The organism is Mariniplasma anaerobium, assembly GCF_016865445.1.
GTDB lineage: Bacteria > Bacillota_I > Bacilli_A > Acholeplasmatales > Acholeplasmataceae > Mariniplasma > Mariniplasma anaerobium.
The window spans coordinates 1609903-1631136 of record NZ_AP024412.1; the positions used below are offsets into that span (position 1 = coordinate 1609903).

Genomic DNA, 21234 nt, shown 5'->3' on the forward strand with positions numbered 1-21234 from the left:
CTTTACATAAGCTTAATAGGCTTTTATAACCTCAGATACTCTAATATGCAAAACTTGATATATATAGATTGCATATTGTATACCAAATACTAATGTAATTATGATACTTCCATATAATATAGGTGTCACACTAAATTTAATAGGTTCATACTCACCAAATAGAACTCCTAAATCTGCAAAATTACTTGCAACTGCAATGTAACCTATAGTAGATGTTATGAAAAATACACATAATAAAAGTATGCCTTCTTTAATTAAAGTGATAATCATTTTCTTCTTTGAATATCCAATCACAAAAAGTCTAATATAATTTGATTTAACTTGTATGAATAAAAGATGTGCATGATTCATCATCGCAATGATAAAACAACCTATAATTAAAGATAAAATAAACGTAATATAAACCGTTACTCTTCTCATCTCAAATAAAATATTAGTTAATGTTTGATTAACATCCAAAATTCGTATCATTTGATCACTATATAGATCTAAAAGTTGTTCTCTTAATAAAGTTTTATCATTACTGGCATTAACAAGAATACTTTGATATACATCTTCATCATCATAAACAAAATGCATATTGGTAAATGCTAAATCACCAAGTTGCTTTTCAAAGAACCCACTAATCTCAAAACTGAGTTCTTCATATGTTGGATTAACATATATAAGAATTTGATCTCCTATTTCTAAATCATATAACTTTTCATATCGATCTGGTAAAATGATTTTTAAATCTGGATCTTCGATAAAATTATCAAGTGCAGATAGTTCAATCTCTAGATTAAAGAAATACTTGATTTGCGTATGATTTATAGAAATCAACTGTCCAATAGTTTGTTCATATCTCGTAACATAAACACTATCAAATAAACCAATTCTTTCTGCATGTTCTACATTTTCTAATTGATTAATTTCTTCATACACCTCATCATAATTACTAACGATATGCGTCAGGATAAAATCTGTTTGATATGCATTTTCATAGCTACTTGCTCTTTGAACCATATAGCCATTAGCAAAAACTAATAACATAATAGTCAAAAATGCAATTAATATAACTGAAGCATAGTGTTTAAATGCTTTTTTTGATAATAGCATTGAAAAATGATAAAACAAAACGTTCTTGTTTTTTCTTTTATCCAAATATAGCATAAGTAATCTTAATAATATAGCTGTTAATGCAAACATAAATACGATTGCTAAAACAATTTTAATAACCACACCATAGCCTATTAATAATTGATTAATAAAACTAATTTCTAATAATAAATATCCTATAAGCGAAGATGCTAAGATGATAAATTTTTTCTTAAAACTAAATCTCACTTCCACGCCTTGTTCTTTTAAATGATTGATATCAGAGACTTGATAAAATGATTTAAAGTAATAAAAGACCATGACACCTGTTAATACAAAGACTGTAATGAAAGCATATAAAATGCTTAAAAACTTAATATCATATACAAGATTTCCATTTAAATAATGTATGCCATAATCTAATATTATATTTGTAGTTAAAATAGCTAATATAAATGAAATCATAAAGAATAGCAACATCTCTATCACAACTAATCCTAGAGAAAACTGTTTCTTTCCACCCAATATATTAACTTGTGAGAACACACCTTTCTTTTCATTGAAATAAACCAAAAGTGTTGTTTGTAAAACAAATAAAATAGATACAAAAACGACACTAAGCATCATTGAAAAAACAGATATATTTCTTGAAACGAATTGGTCAATTGTTTTTTGATCAATTGTTTCATTGATTTCTAGATTTTCATACTGCGATATGCTCTGGATTTGATCTAGTACTTGCTCATACGTATAATCTGGATTGATATCTACATAAACTGAATTATATATGTTTTTAAGGAGTATTGATGGCAGGGTTTCTAAAGATGGACTCAAGGATGATAAAAAGAAGGATATAGACTCATCTTTATCTATGAATATGCTATTTTCTATAAACAAATGACCATCTTCAATAATATCTATGATTACAAAACTTTTTTCAGATGATTTTGCAAATAAGGAAACTTCGTCATTGATTTCTAAATCATATAACTTTGCAAATGAGGAAGTAATAATCATTTCATCTTCTTCTAATTGGAAATTAGGATCACCTACATTTGAAATTTTAGAGAAATCTTCTTCACTAGATGAAAAGACATGAACGTATACTCTATCTTCTAATTGTGTTTCTAATAAAACATCAAACTCAAAAAACACTGCTTTATCTTCAATCATTTCATTTAAATCTTCATTCAAATTCATTTGTGATATAGAAAAAAAGCGAGCATCTCCGCTTGCACTTACATTCATCATCAAATCAAATGATTGATATTTCTCTTCTAATTTATTCATATAGTAAGTATTAAAAAATTCGTTCATTGAAAATGCTAATATAACGACAACAAAAATTCCTAAAAACCCTACGGTTAATAAAAATGATCTCATTGGATTAAAGATAAAGTTTTTGATAGCATAACGCCAAGCAAATAAAAGTCTATTTAGACTTTTTTTCATCATCAATCACCTTTCCATCAAGCATATGCAAGGTTCTTTGACCATATGATGTTGATTCTAGATTATGTGTAACCATTAAAATGGTCTTATGATAAGTTTGGTTAAGTGTTTTAAATAGTTCCATGATTTTTTTGCCGCTTTCGTAATCAAGATTTCCTATTGGCTCATCGGCAAATATAATTTTAGGATCATTGATTAAACATCTAGCAATTGCTACTTTTTGTTGCATACCACCAGATAATTGCGCAGGATAATAGTCTTTATAGTCTTTCATGCCTACGATATCCAGTGTATCCATAACTTCTTGTTTAGTTTTTTGGCTACCTAAAACTGAAGCTAATAGTACATTTTCATAGGTTGTTAGATTAGGCATTAAATTATAAAATTGAAAAACAAATCCGATATCTTGACTTCTTAACTTAGCTTTTTGACTATCCGTATAATCAGTTAAAAGCTTATCAAAAATATAGATTTCTCCTTGATCATAAGACTCTAAACCACTTAAAACATAAAGTAATGTAGATTTTCCTGAGCCCGATGGTCCAACAATAGAGATAAATTCAGATTCATTGACATCAAAATCGATACCTCGTAAAACTTCGGTAACCAATTTTGCATTTTTATAAGATTTTTTTAAAGAAGATACTTTAATTTGTGGCATAAAAAATACCTAGCTTCCATTTGATTAATTTAAGTCTATCACAAATGACTTATCTTTTAAACACTATACAACTGATAAATTAAAAAAAATAAGCAAAGCTTATAATAGCTTTGCTTGTAATTTATAATTCAATCTTAGTGCCTGGATGGAAATATGCTAGTCGTGTATCTAATATTTTTTTCATTTGGTCATATGCAACTGATCCTGTACAATGCCCTGTGTAATACATATCGATATGCTTCTTTTTCATAATCATTGCTATTTGATCGATATGTTCACTTGATTCTTGATATGCTTCAAATCTACTTTTTAAATGAAATCCACCAAATACATGTGAAATTCTTTTTGGAGTTAAATGTTTTTGGGCTTGATCAATGATATTTAAAATACCTTTATGTCCGCATCCTGCAAATAAACAAACCTTTTGCCCCTCAGTAACTAATAAATTATGTTCATGTGTAAAATCATCTAACACATACTCATCTTTATCTTTTTTAAACATCGTGTGGTTACTATTTGGGAAAAATGAGTGATTTTTTATATCTGCGATAATCATTAACTCATCATCTATCTTAAAATCACCTTTTAATTTAATAAATCTTTTTTCATCAAACAACTCTGGATCAAGGCCAATAAATGTATATTCATCAAGTTTTCTCATTGAGTAAAATTCATTAAAAATAGTTTCTTGTACATAGATCTTTGCGTGCTTATTGATTCTTAAAAAATCTTTCAATCCCCCACCATGGTCATAATGACCGTGTGATATAACTAGCGTATCTACTAAACTTAAATCAATATTGGCATGAATCGCATTTGATATAAAAAGTGAGCTTTGTCCTACATCAAATAACACCTTATGCTGTTTAGTTTCAATATAAAAGCTTACCCCATGTTCAGCTCCAAACTTATGATCAATTTGGGTATCTTCAATTAAACAAAATATATTCATTACAATGCCTCTTCTTTAAAAATAGTCTCTTTACTTTATCTTAACACTAAAATCAAATAATACATAAAAAAACTCCTTAAACACTTGTTTTAAGGAGTTTTGTTTTAATATTTATTTTTCTACGATTCTTCCCACATAGGAAAAGAATTCTGGTCCTGTATGAATACCTAATACAGGAGTTAATGGAGATAGTGTAAGAGTTCTAACATTTAGAACTTTTTTTAACATTTCTGCTAATTCTTCTGCTTTTTCTCTACCAGTTCCATAATGCACTGTTAAATCCATTTTAAAGTTTTTAAACTTTTCAACAAATAAAGTCTTCATGTTCATTAATGATCTTTTTACGCCAAAAGCTTTAGCTAAAGTAACATAAACACCATCATCATTTACACTAATAACTGGTTTTAAATGAAGCAAATCTCCAATCGTACCTTCTACTTTACCAATTCGACCACCTTTTTTTAAATACTTAAGTGTGCTAATTGTATAAATAGCTAGTGAATCTTCATAGCGTTGTTTATCAAGAGCTTTAATAATATCTTTGGTTGGAACATTTTGTTCAACAAGTTCTAAAGCTTGTTCTACTAAATATCCTTGACCAGCTCCAATGGTTTTCGTGTCATATTGAGTGATGTTTAACCCTTTGGTTGCTTCTAACTCAACTCTAAATGAATTGTAAGTTCCTGATAACCCTGATGAGATATTTACTACTAATAAATCAGTATATCCATCTTTTTTAATTTGTTCGATCGTTTTTTGTAAATCACTTGTTTCAGGTAAACTTGTTGACATTTCTTTTTCATCAATTTGTTCATATACTTGTTTAGCAGTGATTTCTATTTGATCTCTATAACTTTTTCCATCAACAATAATCATCAATGGCACAACATACAAATTTGTATGCTTTTTAATAAACTCTTGAGGTAAATTAGAACCAGAGTCTGTTAATACGGCTGTTTTCATAAAATAATTTTCTCCTTATTTGTTAATACTTTTATATGTATAAACCCATAAACTACTTAAGTTATACCTAATATTACCATAAAGATTTCAGAATTGTTTCAATTACGGTTTGGTGCAATAAAATTTCAAACGTCATTTAAATAACTGTGTTGTTTTTCACATTTTTCTTTTCATTTAAAATTGACACAATAAATATGAAAAACATGAATATACCAAAACTCATAAATAATAAACTCATTGAATATTCAGCAAGCAGCCCAATCAATGGTGCAAATATAGCAATTAAAAGTGATGTCATTTGTGATTCGACACTTAAAACTGTTGCTCTTTTATCTGGATCACTGACATCTCCAATAGTCTCTACCATTAAAGGTCTTCTGATATTCATCATAATATATAGAGATAAGAACACAACAAATACAACCCATATAGAATTAATAAATATACTTAAAGCAATCATAGAAAGACCAGTTAAAAACCACATAAAAGAAATGATACGTTGCGTATGACCAAACCTTTTAACTTTATATGCATTTTTACTAGAAATAGCGCTAATTAAATATATAACTGCATAAATTAAACCAATATATACTTTTGTGTTATCGTCTTCACTTAATGATGAGAATAATACAAAAGTTAAAGAAACTGTAATTAATATTGGTTGAATATAATCTTTTATAGACTTAAATGTAGCTTGATATGAAGCAGAATTTAAGATAGCACCTCTTACTTTACCTTTTGTTAGTGTATATTTAATACCTTCAAGAGAATGTTTTAAAAATGAGCCATATGAAAACTTAACATCTTTTCTATCATTTAAGTAATTTGGATAACTTAATACTAATAATAAATCTAATGTATAAGGAATCATCGCAATTAAGAATAGATATTTAATTTCTGGTAGCCATAAAATAAGTCCTATAGAAACGATACTTGCGATCATTGATCCTATTAAAGAATATGAACGTGTAAGCCCGTATATCTTCGTTTTAGAGACTTTTATTTCATGTCTGTCAATATATGCCATAATCATAGACTTATGCGTGCCTGATCTAAATGCTTCTCCTAGAGCATATAGCCCCATGGCTAAAGCAAACATATAAAACTCAGTCGCAAAGAAAAACATTAAAAATGAAGCTAGATAAAAGAAAAAGCATATGACAAGTTCTGTTTTCTTGCCATATCTATCTGCAATCACTCCAGATGGTATTTCAAATAGATAGATAATAATCTCTCGAATTGAAAATAGTAAACCAATATGAAAAAGATTTAAATCTGCTAATAAGAAATAAATAATGATATAGGGCTCAAAAAATCTTAAATTTTTTAATAATCCATAAAATCCAAATTTAGTTATTTGCTTTTTGTGCTGTTCTAAATGTTCCATTATGATCTCCTAAATTTACGTTACTTTTATTATAGCACTATTTATAAATAAAGATTATAAACCAGGTTGTAATAAAAGCGCTTTCATGTTAAAATTATTTTGGAAACAAAATTCAATTTATACATTTAAATACCTATTTGATTCCTAAAAAATATATTTTATGAATGATTATTTTTTTTATCAGTTTTTAATCTTAAAAATATCCTAAAAGAAAAGGGGTTTTATTTATATGCGCTTAAAGGAAAAACCAATTGCTATAAAGGACATTTTACTCCCCAATGATAATATCAACTATGAAAAATGGTCAGTTGTCGCATGTGATCAATTCACAAGTCAACCAGAGTACTGGGAACATTTAAAAAATCGTATAGGTATAGAACCTTCAACCTATGATATGATTTTACCTGAAGTCTTTTTAGAATCTATGACTGAAGATACTATCAAATATATCAATATCAATATGCATCATTTTATAAATAGTGGTGTCTTTAAAAATATTGGACCTTCTATGATTTTAGTTGAAAGAAAAACGTTAGATGGAAAAACAAGATTAGGTCTAATGCTCTCTATTGACTTAGAGTATTATGATTTCAATTTAGATGCTAAACCGTTTATTAGAACCACAGAAAAGACTATCTTATCAAGAATTCCACCTAGAGTACATATTAGAAAACATGCACCTTTAGAATTAACCCATGTTATGTTGCTTGCAAATGATGATAAACTTAATATCCTTGAAAATTTATTTGATAAAAGAAATCAATTTAATATTGTTTATGATTTTGATTTAAATATGGAAGGTGGACATATCACAGGTTATCAAATTAAGGATTGTAAGCCCATTATAAATGATTTTTATAGCTTAATAGCCGACCCTAATGATCCTATTTTATTTATTGTAGGTGATGGAAATCATTCACTTGCAACTGCAAAAACACACTGGAACGAATTAAAAGCTACACTCTCTAAAAAAGAAATTAAAAATCACCCAGCTAGATTTGCTTTAGTAGAGGTTGTTAACATTTATGATAAGGGTTTAAACTTTGAAGGTATTAACCGTGTATTGTTCAATGTTGATAAAGATTTTATCGATAATTTACAAAAAGCTGTTGATCAAGATGTCAAATCTTGGATCTATACAAAAGAATCTGGAAAAAAACCTTTTTTTATTCCAAAAAGCACAGCTTTAGCATATGAACAAATTCAAAACTTTATCGATCAATATTTAATTGATCATAAAGATATGACAATTGATTATATTCACGGTGATGATGAGTTAATTAGTATTTGTGATAAACATCAACATAGTTTAGGCATTCATATGCCTGTATTAGATAAAAAAGATTTATTTCCATTTGTTCAATTAGGCAAAGTGCTTCCAAGAAAATCATTTTCTATGGGTAGCGCTACTGCTAAAAGATATTATTTAGAATCTAGATTTATTAAAAATATAAATCTTTCACAAAAAAGGAGAAAAAAATGAAAAGAGTTTATAATTTTTCAGCTGGTCCAGGAGTCCTTCCTGAAGCAGTATTAAAAGATGCAGCATCTGAAATGCTAGACTACCAAAATAATGGTATGTCAGTTATGGAAATGAGCCATAGAACACCTATGTTTCAAAAAATCATTGATGATGCTCAAAAAGATTTAAGAACATTGATGAATATTCCTGATAACTATAAAGTGCTATTCTTACAAGGTGGAGCATCATTACAGTTTTCAATGATCCCTATGAATCTTATGAAAAAAGGCGTTGCTGATTATATTGTAACTGGAGCATGGGCTAAAAAAGCAGCTGCTGAAGCTAAAAAATTTGGTAAAGTAAATATCATTGCTTCTTCAGAAGATAAAATGTTTTCTTATATTCCAGATGTATCTGATTTAAAGATATCTGATGATGCTGATTATGTTCATATGTGTGACAATAATACAATTTATGGTACAAAATTTCATCACTTGCCAAATACAAAAGGTAAGGTTTTAGTTTCAGATATTTCTTCTTGTATATTATCTGAAGAAATAGATGTATCTAAATTTGGCTTACTTTATGCAGGTGCACAAAAAAATATAGGTCCAGCAGGAATTACAGTCGTTATTATTAGAGAAGATTTAATACGTGAAGATATGCCTGTTAATACTCCTACTATGTTAAGATATGATATTCATGCTTCAAAAGGATCTATGTATAATACTCCACCAACTTATGGTATCTATTTATGTGGAAAAACATTTCAATGGTTACTCAATTTAGGTGGTATAAAAGCAATCAATAAAATTAATGAAGAAAAAGCAGCTCTTTTATATGATTATCTAGATCAAAGTAAATTATTCTTTGGTACAGTAGAAAAAAATTCAAGATCTATTATGAATGTTTGTTTTAAAACAAATGATCCTGAATTAGATGCTAAATTCATTAGCAATGCTAAAAATTACGATATAGTTAATATTAAAGGTCATCGTTCTATAGGTGGTATGAGAGCCTCTATGTATAATGCAATGCCTGTAGATGGTATAAAAGCTTTAGTTGACTATATGAAAATATTTGAAAAAGAAAATTTAAAGTAGGTGATTAGATGTATAAGATTCATTGTTTAAATAATATATCAAAGTCAGGATTAGAAACATTTCCTGATCATTATAAAATTGTAGAAAATATTGAACAAGCTGACGCATTATTAGTTCGTAGTTATAAAATGCATGAACTAGACCTTCCTTCTTCTGTTCTTGCAATAGCAAGAGCTGGTGCTGGTGTTAATAATATTCCTCTAGAAAGATATGCAAATGAAGGTGTTGTTGTTTTTAATACACCTGGAGCAAATGCTAACGCAGTTAAAGAACTAACTCTTGCTGGTATGTTAATCGCAAGTAGACATATTAATTTAGGGTTAACATGGGTTAGTGAAAATAAAGAAGATACTGATATTCAAAAATCTATCGAAAAAGCTAAGAAAGCATTTGCTGGAACTGAAATACTTGGTAAGACCATAGGTATTATCGGTTTAGGTGCTATTGGATTCAAACTTGCTAAATCTTGTGCTGCATTAGGTATGAACGTATTAGGTTATGATAGAGATTTAAATGTGATTAAAGGAGAAATTCTTCCTGAATCTATGAAAATTGCTGATTCTAATGAAGAAATCTATGCATCTGCTGATTTTATTAGTCTTCATTTACCTTTAAATGATCATACAAAACATATCATTGATAAAAAAGTGATGCAACACATGAAAGATGGAGTTGTTCTTCTAAACTTTTCAAGAGATCAATTAGTAAATGATGATGACTTAGAAGATTTTTTAACTTCAGGTAAAATAAAAGCTTATGTTACTGACTTTCCAAATTATAAAACAGCAAATATGGAACATGTTATTGCAATTCCTCATCTAGGCGCATCAACAGCTGAAGCTGAAGAAAATTGTGCAGCAATGGCCGCTGAAGAAATTAAAGATTATTTAGAACTTGGTATTATTAGAAATAGTGTAAACTATCCAGATATTGAGCTCACTAAAAAATTATGTAAATCAAGATTAATTATTCTTTATCATTCACAAACAGATATGAGAGAAACAATTATATCTGATGTTATTGGAGAAGCTCCAAATGTTTGTCATGCTTATCAAGCTTTTAAACGAGAATATGGTGTTATCGTTTTAGACATTGATGATTTAGTTGATTCTAAACTTATATTAGATCTAAAAGCTCATAAAGAGATTACACATGTTAGAGTTATCTAAATAAAAAGTATAAAAAAAGTAGTTCAATTATAACGAACTACTTTTTTATTTTTATATTAAATTATACGATTTCGCAATTTCTAAATATAGTTCAACACCTTTGATTAAAACTTTTTCATCAAAGTTAAAATAACAACTATGAAGTGGATGTGTATATCCCTTTTCTTCATTTCTTGTTCCTAGCATGGTAAACATGCCAGGGACTTTTTGTTGATAGAATGCAAAATCTTCTGCAAACATCATCGGTTTTATGAATTCATAATTTTCTTTTTCTAAATAATTCAAGATATGATCGACAATAGTTTCATCATTATAAACAACTGGATAAAAATCTATCATCTCATAATTAATATCTACGTTAAACCCAATTTTAATACCTTCAATAATTTCATTCATGCGTTTTTTAATATCCATGTATACTTCATCTTTAAATGCTCTTATCGTTCCAGAGATCTTAACATCTTGAGCAATAATATTTCTAGCTTCTCCACCATGTATCGTTCCAACAGTTAACACACTTTGATCAAATGGATCAATGTTTCTTGAAACAATTGAATGAAATTGTGAAATTAAAAAGCTTGATGCTACAATTGCATCATGTGCCAAATGAGGTTGTGCACCATGTGCAGATTTTCCACTTAATGTTAAATTGAATTCTCCATTTCTTGCCATCATAGGGCCTTTAACTATGCCATATTTAGATTCTTCTAAATTTGGATATAGATGAATTCCGAAAATCTTTTTAACCTTAAACTTATCTAACATGCCTTCTTCAATAATGATTTTCGCACCTCCAGGAAATTCTTCTGCAGGTTGAAAGATTAAGACAATAGATTCATTTAATAATGATATATCTTTTATTGCATAAGCAAATCCTAATAACATTGCCATATGACCATCATGTCCACATGCATGCATATTGCCTATATGCTTAGAAGGATTAGGATGATCAGATTTTTCTGTAACAGGTAGTCCATCCATATCAGACCTAAAAGCGATTGAAGTTTCTTTTTTGCCTTTTTTATAGGCAATCCATCCAGTTTTTGCAGTAGGATATATTTCATATTTCATTTTTAATAATTCTTGTTTGATATAATCAGATGTTTTAAATAAATCAAATTGTAATTCTGGTATTTGATGTAGATCACATCTGTATTTTTTTAGTCGATCATTCATAATATCCCTCTTTTTTTTATCTATTAAAGTATAATTCAAATTCATAAGGATGCGGTAATTTAGCTAGTGCCTCATGATCTTTTCTTAGTTTTACATTATGAGAATCAATCATTGATTTTGTAAAAATACCTTGTTTTGTTAAATATTCATAATCATTATTAATGGCTTCAATAGATTCTAATAAATCTTTAGGCAAAGATCCAATTTTATTTCTTTTTTCTTCTGGTAGTTCATATAAATTAACATCATATGGTCCATATCCTAATTTAGATGGATCAATTTTATTTTCAATACCATCAATAGCCGCCATCATAAGCGCTGCATATACTAAATATGGATTACTCATTGCGTCAGGAGATCTATATTCAAATCTCTTTTCAGATTCATCTAATGTATATCCAGGAATACGAATAATTGAGCTTCTGTTAGCTGTCGCATAAGCGATGCTTACAGGTGCTTCAAATCCAGGAATAAGTCTTTTATATGAATTCGTTGTTGGATTGGTTAGCGCAGTTAAGCTTCTTGCGTGCTTTAATAAACCACCCATCATATAATGTGCGATTTTAGATAATTTAGAATATCCTTTTTCATCAAACATTATAAATTTTTGGTCTTTTTTCACTTGAATATGAACATGCATGCCTGATCCACATTCATTTGAAAATGGTTTTGGTAAAAAAGTAATAACTTTTTGTTGATCTTTCGCCATATTTTTTAAAAGATGTTTTAATTTCATAGTTCGATCTGCCATTTCAACGATAGACGCAAACTCTACTTCTATTTCTACTTGTCCTGGACCACCATTTTCTCCATGATGATATTTAATAGGTATATCAATTTCTTCAGCAGCAATAACAACATCGGTTCTAAAATCGTAGCTTGCATCTAGTGGAGAATCTATATGATATCCTTTATGATTGCCAACTTTATTTCCTAAATTTTGAACATCGCTTTTTCCCATGTTCCATTCAGCTTGATTACTATCTATTTTAACTTCCATATGTTCGTTTTTATTTTCATATGATATGTGATCTAAAACATAGAACTCAAATTCTGGTCCTAATAAGATTTCATCCATATAGCCACTATCTAAAATATATTTTTCAGCTTTTTGTGCGATGTATCTTGGATCATCTTCAAATCTTGAAAATGTCTGGTTCTTAATTTGATATATATCTGCTATACAAGTTAAAGTCTTAACTTTTGCAGTTGGATCTAAATAGCATGTTTTAACATCTGGAACCATCATCATATCAGATTTTTCAACAGTAGAAAACCCATATGAAGACGCATCAAAGCCAATACCTTTTTTCATGATATCTTCATTAAGTTTTTGGCTAGTAATTGATACTCTACGCCATACTCCTATTAAATCTGTAACTTTAAAATCAATAACTTTTACTTCTTTTTTTTCTACATAGCTAATCATTTCATCGACATTATTAAACATATTTTCCTCCAAAGATTTACTTATTTTTTTTGAGTCCATAGATACAATCATCTGCCAATGATTATATCTTTAAAAAATATTAGTTTTTTTATATTCCTTACTTATATCATATCACATTTGCTCAAGTTTTTTTTGGTCATAAATTGAAAAAATGCCTTATCATAAAACTCTTGATCTAATGTTTGTGAGTTTTTATATAAGACATTATATTTTCTATTTGTATTTATTTGGAATATCTTTTAAATTCTTCTTTAAGATCAGCTAAAATCTTATCATATACTCTATTTTTAATCATACTCTTTTTTGCTCTATCACAAGCATCATTAAATATACTTTCTTTGTATTCTTGTTGTCTGATATATTCTAAAAATGCTGACAATGTCATTTTTTTAACTGCTAGATTATAGATTTCCATATGGTCATCATTAGTTAAATATCTTTTTTCTTCTTTATTTACACGTTTGATGTTTTTTAATTCTTCATTACTTATTTTTTCATCATCATTTGAATAAACATAAAGTAAAATCATTAATGCTAATTTAACTAGATTTCTATGATATATATCTTCCCATGTATCATTAGGATTTTCACTTTTAACAATCCCTTTAAACTCTTTTAAATTTTTATCTTCTCTCATTGACTTTTTTATATCTCTTGTTGCATATTCTCTTTTATAAAATCTTTGTAATTGCGAACTATATAACATTTATTACACCTCTTTATATGATTTTATGGTTTAAGATTATTGATATCAACTTGCATAACGCTTAAATTCTTCTTTTAGATTATCTAAAAGTCTATCATAAACTCTATTTTTAATCATACTCTTTTTTGCTCTATCACAAGCATCATTAAATATATTTTCTTTATAATCTTGTTTTTCAACATATTCTAAAAATGAAGATAAAGTCATTTTTTTAACTGCTAAATTATATATTTCTTTTTGATCATCCTTTGTTAAATAACGCTCTTCTTCTTTATTTAGCTTTTTAATATGCTTTAATTCTTTTCTACTTACTTTTTCGTCATCATTTGAGTAAACATACAGCAATATCATTAGCGCAAGTTTAACAAGATTTACATGATAAGCATCTTTCCAAGTCTCATTTGGATTATCATATTCAACCTTAGCATGTTTTTTATAAACTCTAGCCATTTTATCCGCTCTTCTTGGATTAATTGCTTTATATTTAGACATATAAAAAAATTGTACTTTAGAATACCCACTTTTTTTAGCCATATAACCCCTCCTTATCAATTACATATATTATAGCATATGTAAATATGAACTTAAAGAACTGATGTATAATATATCTAAAGGATGTGGTGTTTATGAATAAAAAATTAATAATCGGCATGATACTTGGCGCAATACTTGGAATCTTTTGTATACTAGGAGCACGTTTAAGACTTCCGGATCACGCTTCATTTAGTTATCTATTATCATTTTGGTATAACAGAGTCATTTTAGGGGTCATCATTGGCTTATTACCTAGCTTAAAATCTTTAAAACTATCTTTATTAAGAGGGTTACTAGTTGGGGTTTTTGTATCATTTGCTTTTTATAGTGCAACAGGCTTTCTAGATCTTATGGGATTTTTTGCAGGATTTGTTTATGGTGTCATTATAGAGTTTGTATTGTTTAAATTAAATCAGATGGAAAAACTATAATTAATAAATAAAAAATACCAAGTTTAACAGCTTGGTATTTTTTTATATGATTAATCTATTGTAATTGTTGTTCCTGCTTTTCCTGCTATAGCTAGAGAAGCTTGTTCTAAAGAAGCAATAATAGCTTTACCTAAAGGATTATTTTCTACAAATGAAACTGCAGCTGCTACCTTTGGTTCCATACTACCTTTTCCAAATTCATTGTTCTTAATATAGCCTTTAGCTTCACTAATTGTTAAAGTTGACAATTCTTTTTGTTCTGGTTTGCCAAAATTAATACATACTTTATTAACAGCAGTTAAAATGATGAAGACATCAGCTTTTATTAGTTCTGCTAATTTAGCACTACTAAAATCTTTATCTATAACTGCACTCACACCAACATAACCTTCTGTTTTTACAACTGGTATGCCTCCGCCTCCAGCAGCAATAACGATAGCTTTTGATTTGATCAATGTTTTGATCATTTCTTTTTCTACTATATCAATGGGTTTCGGACTAGCTACAACTTGTCTATATCCTCTACCTGAATCTTCTACCATTGTTATACCTAACTCTTTAATTAATTGATCTGCTTCATCTTTAGTATGAAATCTACCAATTGGTTTTGTTGGATGTTTAAATGCTGCATCATTTGGATCAACAACTGTTTGAGTTACAATGGTCGCAACATCTATATCAATATGTTTTGATAATAATTCATTTCCTATTGCGTTTTGTAAATGATATCCAATATAACCTTGACTCATAGAACCACATTCTGGAAGTGGCATCAAAGGAATAGTTGATTTAACATCATGACCATTTTCAAAAGCACTTTGAATCATTCCTACTTGTGGACCGTTTCCATGAACAATTACCACTTGATGTCCTTCTTCTGCTAAATCTACGATGCTTTTTGCTGCATGCTTAACTAATTTTAATTGTGCAGTTGGATTTTCTCCAAGTGCATTACCACCTAATGCGACTAATATTTTCATTTTCTAAATACCTCTTGTCATTTTTTATAAGCTTTAGTGATAGTTTACTATAATAAAACTATTTAATCAAGAAAGGTTGTGTCATATTGTTTTTACATATTTAATTATGGTATATCTATGTAAAGATAGGATAACTTTTATCATCCTATGTTAAAATAATAAAGAAGATATAGTTGTCTTATACTTATACATGAAGTGAGGTTATACTAATGAAACAATTATCAGATATAGGATTAATAGGTATTGCAGTGATGGGTGAGAATCTAGCTTTAAATATGGCTAGTAAAGGTTTTAGTGTTGTGGTCTCATCAAGGAAACAAGAAACTGTTGATGCATTTATAAATGGACGTGCTTCAAAATATACAATTACAGGCACAACTGATTTGAAGAAGTTAGTTGATGCATTAACAAAACCACGTAAAGTTATGCTTATGATTAAAGCAGGAAACCCTGTTGATCAAGTCATTGATCAACTCATACCTTTGCTTGATCAAGGTGATGTCATTATTGATGGTGGTAATTCATTATACACTGATACTACTAGACGAACAAAATACTTAAAACAAAAAGGTATTTATTATATAGGAACTGGAGTTTCTGGTGGTGAAGAAGGTGCTTTAAAAGGACCATCTATTATGCCAGGAGGTGCACCAGAGGCTTGGCCGCTAGTGAAACCTATCTTACAAAAAATAGCTGCGAAAGCGCCTGATGGTGGGATTTGCTGCGATTGGGTTGGTGAAGATGGCGCAGGGCACTTTGTTAAAATGGTTCATAATGGTATTGAATATGGAGATATTCAATTAATCTCAGAAAGCTATCATATCATGAAAAGTTTATTAAACCTTTCTAATGATCAAATGGCTAATACATTTGCTAAATGGAATAAAGGTGATCTTGATAGTTATTTAATTGAAATCACTGCTGATATTCTAAAATATAAAGAAAAAGATGGTTCATATTTGATTGATAAAATCCTAGACACTGCTGGCCAAAAAGGCACAGGTAAATGGACTGTTAATGCATCACTTGATATGGGTGTTGGATTAACATTAATTGCTGAATCGGTATTTTCTAGATTCTTATCTTCTCAAAAAGAAGAAAGAGTTGAAGCATCTAAAGTTTATCCAAAAGCTGATATAGAAGTTTTAGAAGATAAAGAATCATTTTTAGATGATTTAGAAAAAGCATTATATGCTGCTAAAATTTTGTCTTATACGCAAGGCTATGCTTTAATGCGTGCAGCTGCAAAAGAGTATGAATGGAATCTAAATTATGGTGGTATTGCTCTTATGTGGAGAAGTGGATGTATCATTCGTTCAGTTTTCTTAGATAAAATAAAAGCAGCTTATGAAAAAAACGGACAGTTAGAAAACTTATTGTTGGATTCATATTTTGAAAAAACTATTAAATCTCTACTTCCTAGTATGAGAAAAGTCATATCTAAAGCTGTTTTAAATGGTATCCCAGTGCCTGCTTTAAGTGCAGCCTTGAGTTACTTTGATGGATATACAACACATAGACTACCAGCAAATCTTTTACAAGCACAAAGAGATTATTTTGGAGCTCATACTTATGAACGCATAGATAAAAATAGAGGAGAATTCTTTCATACCAATTGGACAGGTACAGGCGGAGATACATCTTCTACAACCTATAACGTATAAGTAATAATTTATATCAAATAATTTATAACCTTAATTAATTTTATGTTATACTATATATAAAATAAATTGGGGAGAAAAAATAATATGGTAATTTTATTGAACACCATTTTTCCATTACTTATGATCGCAGCAACTGCATTCATATTAACTGGATTAAAAATTGCAATTTTTAGAATGTTTAATTTCATATGTGACCGTGCTGTTTGGAAAGAATATTTGATTTATCATGTGATCGTCATCATTGGAGCTATCATCATACCTATTAGTATTTTTGGTATAGATGCTGAACTTACATTTTTAATCTTAAACGTTATACTTCCAATTCTAACAGTATTTATATTCATCGAATATTTTTACTTTTATAAAAAACATTTTAGTTATGAATCAAGGAATAGATATATTTTATCGTTAATCGTATCGTATCTAATTAATTTTATGGTATTAAATGTTTTACTATATGTCTATCTAGCTCTTTTATTATTACTGTTAAGCCTCATAACTATATTATAGTAAATGAATAAAAAAATGACATCACAATCGTGATGTCTTTTTTTTAGCTTAATATATTGACTGTAATACTCCCAGTATCAACTTCGATATTTAACACAACATCTCCTTGTGTAGATGTATATCTACTTCCTTGACTATCTCCATTAACCCTAATGCTACCTGTATCTGTAGAAAGATTACAACTCATATTTGGTATTGAAGTATTTTTAAACTCAACATAGCCTGTATCGGTTGATAAATTATAAGTTGCTGCGTTGGTTTGATCTATATAAATCGAACCTGTATCAATTTCTAGTTTTAATATATTTGTTATACTAGAATCATTTATTGTGATATTTCCTGTATCAGAGGTAGCTTCTAGTTTTGCAGCATTGATATCATCTCCAGATATACTTCCAGTATCCATACTAATATGGATATCACCTAATACATTTAAATCTTTTAAATATATATTTCCAGTATCATTTTGAAGTGTTAATGTGTTTAAATCTATATGTTCTATTTTTATTTTTCCTGTATCTACGCTAAGTGTCATGCTATTTGCAACACTTGGTCCATCAATATACTTAATTTCTCCTGTATCACTTCTTAGGTTATAGTTTAAAACAAGATCTGATGGTATTTGTATAAGAACTGTTAAAACATTATAAGAAGGTATTTTAAAATTAAACCATGAAAAGCGTGAAGTGGTATTTGTTTGTATGATACTTATTTCGCCATTGGACTCATCAATTGTCCATTGATCATCTTCTTTTTCATAATATGTTATTTGAATATGATCTAATGTAGATTGTTCAATGACAATATGTCTAGTATCAACATTAATATCTAAACTATCGATTGATGTTGATGAGACATAACTAATTGATTCACCATATGCTTCATCATCAATGAAAAAGTCTCCAAGGTTTCTTAAATCAAGTCCTTGACTAAATGCGACGGCTATTAAAACAACTCCAGCTACAAATATTAAAATAATGATTCTATTAAATACTTTCATTGTTTTTCTCCTTTTTCTTAGCCAATTTGCTAAATAATTCTATTAATTCTTTTGATATATATAAGGTTGCTTTTGAAATCCAAATCAAGATAAATGTCATGAATGAGAAACCAATCAACGCAGCACCCGTAAATGCAATAATTTCATTTTGTCCAAGACCTGCTTGAAACATATTTATTAATACAACAGCAATTGCGAAAGTTGATGCTAATATCGCAACACCTAATGAAAAGATGATGGATCCAAAAACGATTAAAATAATAACATATGCAAATCCAATGGGTAATAACAAAGGTGTTGATAGTAAAAACTTTAGAAGTTGTTTAGAGCTTTTAGCAACTGCTTGATATGTATCATTTGCACGTTTCATGACAACATCAGTTGTCATTGATTTTGCAATCTCTTTTGCATCATAGTCACTTAGTATATCATCTATGTCTTCACCACTTGCTAATCTATCTTCAATCATCTCTTCATAAAATGATATAATGTCAGATACCTCATTAACATAAAATCTTAATCTTAATTCTCTTTCTAATTCTTTTAGCCAAGTTTTCATATGATCCTCATTTCATCAATAAATCAAATATTTTTCTAACATCTTCCCATTCTTTCAGGAACTCATCAACATGCTTTTTACCAATATCAGTTATCTGATAATATTTTCTATTCCTACCTTGAAACAATTCATTATATGTATTTAGCTCATTTGCTTTTTCTAGTCTTCTCAATATTGGATAAAGTGTTGATTCGGTGATTGCGATGTGCTCTACCAAATCATTAACTAGTTTATATCCATAAGAGTCGCCCTTCATTAACATGGCTAAAACAAATATTTCAAGGATTCCTTTTTTTACTTGTTGTTTCATAGATTCACCTCATACTACCTTATGGCTTATATTATACATTGCATAGTATATATTGTCAATAGATTTTATTCTTTTTAATATAAACAAAAAATCATATCTTTGATATGGATATATCCTTTTAGATGTAATTTGTATTCTCAACGATTATAATCATAAAAAAACACTATAAAACTTATGAAGAATCTAGATGTTTTATAGTGTTTACTTTATTTATTTTTAATTTTTATTATTGCATTTTGAATCATAAACGGACTATTTGATAAAACCGCTAAAACTGGTGCATATATAAATGATGGAATAATTAACCAAACAACAGGCCAATAATACGGATCTCCATTAAATGGATTTGTTTTCATAAAATCAAAAACAAATACATCAAAGATAACTCCAACATTTTTGTAATGATCTGGAATACCAAAGACAAATGATGAGTTTCTAATATTAACATCAATAAATCCATTTGGATCAATCCATCTGAGTTGTAATAAGATTACTTCGTTTACATAAATAATAGCTAGTGTTAATAAAATAGTAAATGGTAGATATATAAGTCTTTTTAGTTTAAACTCATGAAGTTTAAAATATCCCATTAAAAATGGAGCTAAAAAGATGACTAGATGTGCGTAATAAAATCTGATCACATCAAAACTAAATGCACCTTTCATCCCAAAATATATACTATCAAAAGTATCAAAGATAGCTTCTGTTGGATATAAATAGGCTGCAAGTCCTGAAATAATCCCCATCACTATCATATAATCTTTTAATATCTTACTTTTAGATAAGAATATAAACGGAAACACTAAAGTAGATACTGCACATATGTTTTCAAAGGATACTTTTCTAATAATTTCTGGATACATTTGATTATATGGTTCAAATAATAGTTTTGCAAAATGTAGTGCTAGTGCAGAGAAAAGTAAAAATAAAATGACATTGCGTTTTACTTTGTCATTTTTATGTTTTAAAAAAAGGATTAACCCTATTGTAATTGCAATCGCGATTGCGAAATATAAAAAGTAAAAAAAATTGCCGACTTCTACATACATATGCATAAATTCCCTTGCTACATTTTTTTATATTATATCACGGTTATCCTAAAATAAGTTTAATAAATGTGATTGAAACTGCATTAGCCAATATAAAAAGTGTATCGTTAATATAGAGAAAAGGCAATATTAATCTTTGGAAATTTAAGACATATAAAAAATATGCAGCAATTAAAAGAACAATGATCTTAACTAAAATAAGAAAAGTCCCTTTAAAAAATCTATGCTTTGAATAATTTCTAATCATAAATGCCAACATTCCAGCAACAAATGATAAATAAATAATGGTCATATGGTTATCTAAATTATATGTGTATTCTTGATTTACTGATATATATCCTTGCATAAACACAATCAACATAACTACAAAAGCAACCAAAGAAAGTATCACACTAAATTTAAACTTCTTTGATGTATCTGTTTTAAACATAGTAAACAGGTCTTTAAATCCCATAAATAACCACCTCTTTTTATTGAAATAATTTTATCATTCATTCAAATAAATTTTATGCGATATGCTTATATAAATAAAAAACACCTGTTAAGGTGCTTTATATTTAAGTATTCCCCATATATATTCCAACAATAATACATAAACTATATTAAATATTAAACATAAAATATTGAATACCAGACATT

At 28.4% G+C, this 21234-nt stretch carries 21 protein-coding genes; 6 read left to right on the forward strand and 15 right to left on the reverse strand.

Translation table 11 applies throughout. The features are described 5' to 3' along the window. Positions 1 to 12 precede the first annotated feature (12 nt). From MPAN_RS07725 to MPAN_RS07745, 5 genes are all read right to left on the reverse strand, one after another. A complete protein-coding gene (locus tag MPAN_RS07725; RefSeq protein WP_176239270.1) occupies positions 13 to 2529 on the reverse strand; it encodes an ABC transporter permease family protein in 2517 nt (838 codons plus the stop codon). Continuing rightward, on the reverse strand, positions 2510 to 3190 hold the full coding sequence (locus MPAN_RS07730; protein WP_176239271.1) for an ABC transporter ATP-binding protein: 681 nt from the start codon (positions 3188 to 3190) through the stop codon (positions 2510 to 2512). The genes MPAN_RS07725 and MPAN_RS07730 overlap by 20 nt, the downstream gene beginning before the upstream one ends. Before the next feature lie 121 nt (positions 3191 to 3311). Further along, entirely contained in the window at positions 3312 to 4142 is an 831-nt protein-coding gene (locus MPAN_RS07735) for an MBL fold metallo-hydrolase (protein ID WP_176239272.1), read from the reverse strand. Between the two features lie 111 nt (positions 4143 to 4253). Beyond that, the gene (locus MPAN_RS07740) at positions 4254 to 5105 is read right to left on the reverse strand and encodes a DegV family protein (protein ID WP_176239273.1); all 852 of its coding nucleotides are present in this window, start codon (positions 5103 to 5105) and stop codon (positions 4254 to 4256) included. A 136-nt stretch (positions 5106 to 5241) separates the two neighbouring features. Next, the gene (locus MPAN_RS07745; protein WP_176239274.1) at positions 5242 to 6492 is read right to left on the reverse strand and encodes an MFS transporter; all 1251 of its coding nucleotides are present in this window, start codon (positions 6490 to 6492) and stop codon (positions 5242 to 5244) included. A 229-nt stretch (positions 6493 to 6721) separates the two neighbouring features. On the opposite strand from MPAN_RS07745, the gene MPAN_RS07750 reads away from it, so the two are divergent. The 3 genes from MPAN_RS07750 to MPAN_RS07760 are packed head-to-tail and all read left to right on the forward strand — an operon-like array spanning position 6722 to position 10226. Further along, on the forward strand, positions 6722 to 7975 hold the full coding sequence (locus MPAN_RS07750) for a DUF1015 domain-containing protein (protein ID WP_176239275.1): 1254 nt from the start codon (positions 6722 to 6724) through the stop codon (positions 7973 to 7975). Further along, positions 7972 to 9057 carry a 3-phosphoserine/phosphohydroxythreonine transaminase gene (serC, locus tag MPAN_RS07755; RefSeq protein WP_176239276.1) on the forward strand — a complete coding sequence of 362 codons (1086 nt, stop codon included), beginning with the start codon at positions 7972 to 7974 and terminating at the stop codon, positions 9055 to 9057. The genes MPAN_RS07750 and serC overlap by 4 nt, the downstream gene beginning before the upstream one ends. Positions 9058 to 9065: 8 nt before the next feature. Beyond that, positions 9066 to 10226, forward strand: coding sequence for a 3-phosphoglycerate dehydrogenase (locus tag MPAN_RS07760; protein WP_176239277.1), 1161 nt, complete (start codon positions 9066 to 9068; stop codon positions 10224 to 10226). Positions 10227 to 10277: 51 nt separating this feature from the next. On the opposite strand, the gene MPAN_RS07765 is transcribed toward MPAN_RS07760, so the two are convergent. The 4 genes from MPAN_RS07765 to MPAN_RS07780 all read right to left on the reverse strand — a co-directional run bounded on the left by MPAN_RS07765 (position 10278) and on the right by MPAN_RS07780 (position 14092). After that, positions 10278 to 11402 carry a M20 metallopeptidase family protein gene (locus MPAN_RS07765; RefSeq protein WP_176239278.1) on the reverse strand — a complete coding sequence of 375 codons (1125 nt, stop codon included), beginning with the start codon at positions 11400 to 11402 and terminating at the stop codon, positions 10278 to 10280. Positions 11403 to 11418: 16 nt separating this feature from the next. Beyond that, positions 11419 to 12852 carry a type I glutamate--ammonia ligase gene (gene glnA / locus MPAN_RS07770; protein WP_176239279.1) on the reverse strand — a complete coding sequence of 478 codons (1434 nt, stop codon included), beginning with the start codon at positions 12850 to 12852 and terminating at the stop codon, positions 11419 to 11421. Positions 12853 to 13075: 223 nt separating this feature from the next. Further along, a complete protein-coding gene (locus MPAN_RS07775; RefSeq protein WP_176239280.1) occupies positions 13076 to 13558 on the reverse strand; it encodes a hypothetical protein in 483 nt (160 codons plus the stop codon). Between the two features lie 45 nt (positions 13559 to 13603). Continuing rightward, entirely contained in the window at positions 13604 to 14092 is a 489-nt protein-coding gene (locus MPAN_RS07780) for a hypothetical protein (protein WP_176239281.1), read from the reverse strand. A gap of 92 nt (positions 14093 to 14184) precedes the next feature. Here MPAN_RS07780 and MPAN_RS07785 point away from each other — a divergent pair, with 92 nt between their 5' ends. After that, a complete protein-coding gene (locus MPAN_RS07785; RefSeq protein ID WP_176239282.1) occupies positions 14185 to 14523 on the forward strand; it encodes a hypothetical protein in 339 nt (112 codons plus the stop codon). Positions 14524 to 14573: 50 nt separating this feature from the next. Here the strand turns inward: MPAN_RS07785 and arcC are convergent, their stop codons facing one another. Then, on the reverse strand, positions 14574 to 15503 hold the full coding sequence (arcC, locus tag MPAN_RS07790; protein ID WP_176239283.1) for a carbamate kinase: 930 nt from the start codon (positions 15501 to 15503) through the stop codon (positions 14574 to 14576). Positions 15504 to 15712: 209 nt separating this feature from the next. Between arcC and gnd the strand changes: the two genes are divergently transcribed. Continuing rightward, a complete protein-coding gene (gnd, locus tag MPAN_RS07795; RefSeq protein ID WP_176239284.1) occupies positions 15713 to 17167 on the forward strand; it encodes a decarboxylating NADP(+)-dependent phosphogluconate dehydrogenase in 1455 nt (484 codons plus the stop codon). A gap of 84 nt (positions 17168 to 17251) precedes the next feature. Beyond that, complete coding sequence (locus tag MPAN_RS07800) at positions 17252 to 17677, forward strand: hypothetical protein (protein WP_176239285.1); 426 nt, start codon at positions 17252 to 17254, stop codon at positions 17675 to 17677. A 43-nt stretch (positions 17678 to 17720) separates the two neighbouring features. On the opposite strand, the gene MPAN_RS07805 is transcribed toward MPAN_RS07800, so the two are convergent. The 5 genes from MPAN_RS07805 to MPAN_RS07825 all read right to left on the reverse strand — a co-directional run bounded on the left by MPAN_RS07805 (position 17721) and on the right by MPAN_RS07825 (position 21049). After that, positions 17721 to 18677, reverse strand: coding sequence for a DUF4097 family beta strand repeat-containing protein (locus MPAN_RS07805; RefSeq protein ID WP_176239286.1), 957 nt, complete (start codon positions 18675 to 18677; stop codon positions 17721 to 17723). Continuing rightward, on the reverse strand, positions 18664 to 19236 hold the full coding sequence (locus MPAN_RS07810) for a DUF1700 domain-containing protein (protein ID WP_176239287.1): 573 nt from the start codon (positions 19234 to 19236) through the stop codon (positions 18664 to 18666). Before MPAN_RS07810 ends, MPAN_RS07805 begins: the two co-directional genes overlap by 14 nt. A 7-nt stretch (positions 19237 to 19243) precedes the next feature. Further along, complete coding sequence (locus MPAN_RS07815) at positions 19244 to 19546, reverse strand: PadR family transcriptional regulator (RefSeq protein WP_176239288.1); 303 nt, start codon at positions 19544 to 19546, stop codon at positions 19244 to 19246. Between the two features lie 206 nt (positions 19547 to 19752). Beyond that, positions 19753 to 20595 (reverse strand): TMEM164 family acyltransferase, encoded by an 843-nt coding sequence (locus MPAN_RS07820; RefSeq protein ID WP_176239289.1) that lies wholly within the window; start codon positions 20593 to 20595, stop codon positions 19753 to 19755. 43 nt (positions 20596 to 20638) lie between these two features. Next, a complete protein-coding gene (locus MPAN_RS07825; protein WP_176239290.1) occupies positions 20639 to 21049 on the reverse strand; it encodes a hypothetical protein in 411 nt (136 codons plus the stop codon). Positions 21050 to 21234: the final 185 nt, after the last annotated feature.

Bases quoted from the DNA above. Each gene is read 5' to 3' on its own strand.
- MPAN_RS07725 (WP_176239270.1), bottom strand. From the start codon at position 2,529: ATGAAAAAAAGTCTAAATAGACTTTTATTTGCTTGGCGTTATGCTATC.
- MPAN_RS07820 (WP_176239289.1), bottom strand. From the start codon at position 20,595: ATGTATGTAGAAGTCGGCAATTTTTTTTACTTTTTATATTTCGCAATC.
- MPAN_RS07750 (WP_176239275.1), top strand. From the start codon at position 6,722: ATGCGCTTAAAGGAAAAACCAATTGCTATAAAGGACATTTTACTCCCC.
- MPAN_RS07800 (WP_176239285.1), top strand. From the start codon at position 17,252: ATGGTAATTTTATTGAACACCATTTTTCCATTACTTATGATCGCAGCA.
- MPAN_RS07810 (WP_176239287.1), bottom strand. From the start codon at position 19,236: ATGAAAACTTGGCTAAAAGAATTAGAAAGAGAATTAAGATTAAGATTT.
- MPAN_RS07825 (WP_176239290.1), bottom strand. From the start codon at position 21,049: ATGGGATTTAAAGACCTGTTTACTATGTTTAAAACAGATACATCAAAG.
- MPAN_RS07740 (WP_176239273.1), bottom strand. From the start codon at position 5,105: ATGAAAACAGCCGTATTAACAGACTCTGGTTCTAATTTACCTCAAGAG.
- MPAN_RS07780 (WP_176239281.1), bottom strand. From the start codon at position 14,092: ATGGCTAAAAAAAGTGGGTATTCTAAAGTACAATTTTTTTATATGTCT.
- MPAN_RS07775 (WP_176239280.1), bottom strand. From the start codon at position 13,558: ATGTTATATAGTTCGCAATTACAAAGATTTTATAAAAGAGAATATGCA.
- glnA (WP_176239279.1), bottom strand. From the start codon at position 12,852: ATGTTTAATAATGTCGATGAAATGATTAGCTATGTAGAAAAAAAAGAA.
- arcC (WP_176239283.1), bottom strand. From the start codon at position 15,503: ATGAAAATATTAGTCGCATTAGGTGGTAATGCACTTGGAGAAAATCCA.
- serC (WP_176239276.1), top strand. From the start codon at position 7,972: ATGAAAAGAGTTTATAATTTTTCAGCTGGTCCAGGAGTCCTTCCTGAA.
- MPAN_RS07730 (WP_176239271.1), bottom strand. From the start codon at position 3,190: ATGCCACAAATTAAAGTATCTTCTTTAAAAAAATCTTATAAAAATGCA.
- MPAN_RS07745 (WP_176239274.1), bottom strand. From the start codon at position 6,492: ATGGAACATTTAGAACAGCACAAAAAGCAAATAACTAAATTTGGATTT.
- MPAN_RS07785 (WP_176239282.1), top strand. From the start codon at position 14,185: ATGAATAAAAAATTAATAATCGGCATGATACTTGGCGCAATACTTGGA.
- MPAN_RS07735 (WP_176239272.1), bottom strand. From the start codon at position 4,142: ATGAATATATTTTGTTTAATTGAAGATACCCAAATTGATCATAAGTTT.
- MPAN_RS07805 (WP_176239286.1), bottom strand. From the start codon at position 18,677: ATGAAAGTATTTAATAGAATCATTATTTTAATATTTGTAGCTGGAGTT.
- MPAN_RS07760 (WP_176239277.1), top strand. From the start codon at position 9,066: ATGTATAAGATTCATTGTTTAAATAATATATCAAAGTCAGGATTAGAA.
- MPAN_RS07765 (WP_176239278.1), bottom strand. From the start codon at position 11,402: ATGAATGATCGACTAAAAAAATACAGATGTGATCTACATCAAATACCA.
- gnd (WP_176239284.1), top strand. From the start codon at position 15,713: ATGAAACAATTATCAGATATAGGATTAATAGGTATTGCAGTGATGGGT.
- MPAN_RS07815 (WP_176239288.1), bottom strand. From the start codon at position 19,546: ATGAAACAACAAGTAAAAAAAGGAATCCTTGAAATATTTGTTTTAGCC.